2 protein-coding genes are annotated in these 2,227 nt (G+C 39.2%); both read right to left on the reverse strand.

The features are described 5' to 3' along the window. Positions 1-73: 73 nt before the first annotated feature. A complete protein-coding gene (istB, locus tag HMPREF2811_RS01335; RefSeq protein ID WP_071407771.1) occupies positions 74-838 on the reverse strand; it encodes an IS21-like element helper ATPase IstB in 765 nt (254 codons plus the stop codon). After that, positions 822-2,120 (reverse strand): IS21 family transposase, encoded by a 1,299-nt coding sequence (gene istA, locus HMPREF2811_RS01340; RefSeq protein WP_071407772.1) that lies wholly within the window; start codon positions 2,118-2,120, stop codon positions 822-824. The genes istB and istA overlap by 17 nt, the downstream gene beginning before the upstream one ends. Between the last annotated feature and the right edge of the window lie 107 nt (positions 2,121-2,227).

Below are 2,227 nucleotides of genomic sequence, written 5' to 3' on the forward strand. Positions count from 1 at the left end.
TGTAAATGTCAACACAAAATTGTACAAAAGTGTGAATATAAATATGTACAATTACATATCGCATTGACTATGTTTATTCCTCTTCTTCCTTGTTTAAATGATCTTTTAACCGGTAAGAATCGCCATTAATTTGAATCACTTTTGAGTGATGAAGGACGCGATCAACAATCGCATGCGCAATTAAGGCATCCTGAAACAGCTCATCCCAATTACCAAAGGGAATATTCGTGGTAAGTATGGTGCTCTTAGTCTCATAACGCCGGTCAATGACTTGGAACAAGAGACGCTCATCTCCTGGATTTAAGGGTAAGTAGCCTAGTTCGTCAATAATGAGTAAGCTGGCCCGATTATAATAACGCAGACTGCTCTCTAATCGATTCTCTGACTGAGCCTTTCTGAGCTTCTCTAAGAGATCGCTACACTTAATGAAATAGGTGTTATAGCGATTCTTAGCTGCTTCTAAACCAATTGCCGCGGCTAAATGGGTCTTGCCTACTCCGCTTGAACCCAAGAAGACGACATTCTCCTTTTTTTCTATAAAAGATAAGGTCATCAAATCACGGATTTCTCGCTCTTGAATGCTTGGTTGAAAGTCAAAGTCAAAGTTTTCAAAGGTCATATTGATTGGTAATTTAGCGATTTTAATCATCATATCCTTACTATTTTGACGCTTAATATCTACCTCATGATTCGTTAACCTTAAGAGGGTATCCACAATAGAGAGGTGGTCGTAATCGCCACTTAAAACCCCGTCTAAATGCAGGCTCATCTGAGTGAGCTTAAGATAGTCTAAGTTCTCCTTGAGCTGAAGATACGTTGTTTTATCCTTTCTTGCCATAAATAGCGTTCAACCTTTCTAAATTTTCTTTTGAATAAGCTTCGACCTCTTCTTGTGACTTATAGGGCATGGTGCTAGCGACGAGCTGTTCATAGTGTCCTGGCAAGTAATTCATGGCCAGATTAGATACTGGATGACTCGCGATCAACTTCGTGTTATCATAAAGATACAAGGTATTGTCTTCAACCTCTAGGCCAAGCCTTTTTCCGATGTATTCAGCTGGAACTGAATACTGATTCGATTGATAGCTAATCATCGAAGAGCTATTCACCTTGACGGTTTGTTGATAATAGTAACGACTTCTTATCTCTTTGCTAGGCAGCGGGGATAGGAAGTCTTTTTCGTATTCCAAGAGACTCATGGGTGATTTTTTGGTGGTTGGATGGATCTCAAGATTTTTACGAAGATTCATCTTTTCAACATGGCCCACCAACTCTTCAAAGGAAAACTTTCCCTGATAAGCATCGAGTTCATCAATCAACTTCATTTGGCTTTCCACTTTCCCTTTGGTACTTGCACGCCGAGCGACACAAGCTCTGACATCAAAATTATAATCACGACTAAACTGTTCAAACTTCTGATTAACAGAGCCAGGACGATAGGACGTTCGTGGCTCTTCCATGATCGTCGTCATATTATCATTGAGTATTTCTTTGGGAATTCCTCCTAGCTTTTCAAAGATGTCGTTTAAGACGGCAAATAAGGTATATTGCCTCCTATTCAGGGTAACGTGATACAAACTATAGCGCGAGTAACCTAAGATACCCACAAAAACGTTCAGATAAATAAGCTCCCCTTCCTTCGTTACGTATTTAAAGTTCTCCTTCCAGTCTATTTGTAGTTGTTGACCCGGGTCAGTCTCAAAACGCAAGATTGGCTCATTGTTCATAAATTTCCTCTTCTCAAAGTATTGCTTAAACTCTGGCTTCTTGTTGATATAGTATCTGAAAGAAGATTCCTTTAGTTGCAGGTCATGGTTATCTACAAGATAGCGCCATAAGTGGCGAATATAGTGAAAAGTTTGGATACAGTCTTCGCTAAGCAACTCCTTGATCAACTTGTAGTAGTCATCCGCTTGAGAAGGCTTGACTCTCGTCGTTGCCTTTTCAAAACCTTCATAATACTTCTGAACCGTCCTTCGATCTTTCCCCAACTCTCGAGCAAGTTGAGAAAAATTAGGTTTCATATTGCACACCTCCATAACAGCCTTATAATTTGCTAAATCCTTAAGACATTTCACTTTTAAATCTTCCGCAAAATCTATCTGGATTGGATTATACATTCACATCACCTCATGAATGATTATCCGTTATCTCCTCCTGTCTGTGAAGCTTCTATTTGTACATCTTTATTTTGTCACAACTGTACATTTTTATGTTAGCACTTATA

The organism is Globicatella sp. HMSC072A10, from assembly GCF_001811625.1.
GTDB lineage: Bacteria > Bacillota > Bacilli > Lactobacillales > Aerococcaceae > Globicatella > Globicatella sanguinis.

Excerpts from the sequence above, each read along its gene's own strand:
- istB (WP_071407771.1), bottom strand. The coding sequence starts at position 838 with ATGGCAAGAAAGGATAAAACAACGTATCTTCAGCTCAAGGAGAACTTA.
- istA (WP_071407772.1), bottom strand. The coding sequence starts at position 2,120 with ATGTATAATCCAATCCAGATAGATTTTGCGGAAGATTTAAAAGTGAAA.